General features: G+C 64.1%; 1 protein-coding gene. It reads right to left on the bottom strand.

The genetic code is table 11. The features are described from left to right. Positions 1–275: 275 nt before the first annotated feature. On the bottom strand, positions 276–507 hold a 232-nt coding region (locus DD1DGNOD_RS27810), incomplete at its 5' end, for a hypothetical protein (RefSeq protein ID WP_206442987.1).

Genomic DNA, 507 nt, shown 5'->3' on the forward strand with positions numbered 1-507 from the left:
TCGCGATTCCGGCCCATTACGGCCGAGGGCGACGGTGAGCGCGATCGCGGTTGTCATGAACAGGACGGCCGCCACCGCGACGAGCATTTTCCACGGGAAGCGCATGAGGCCGACTCCCGACATCGTATCCGTTTTGCTGACGTCCCGAAGTGTCTCCCGAGATCTCCGGAGCGGACATCCTGTAAGTTGTCAGGGGCGGACGTCTCAGCTACGTGGTTATAATCCGCGCCGCGGGTGCCGGCGGTTCAACAGGCGGCTCAATTCGTTCATTCTGTTCAGTAACGGAGTACAAATGTCATGCGGGTGAGGACGGCGTCCGAAGCCTCCCGGAACTTCAGCGCGGTCGCCTGGGCCCTGCGGCAATAAGTGATCAGGACAAGGACGTGCCAGTCACCACGGACGAACGCGCCCGCTTCGATGAGCTGCTCGAGGTCACCGCCCGCCTGGCCACCCCCGAACGCACCGCGCGGTAGGAGCGTGCCTACGGCGTGCGGTGATCCGGGACGG

It is taken from the genome of Candidatus Protofrankia californiensis (assembly GCF_900634765.1).
GTDB lineage: Bacteria > Actinomycetota > Actinomycetes > Frankiales > Frankiaceae > Protofrankia > Protofrankia californiensis.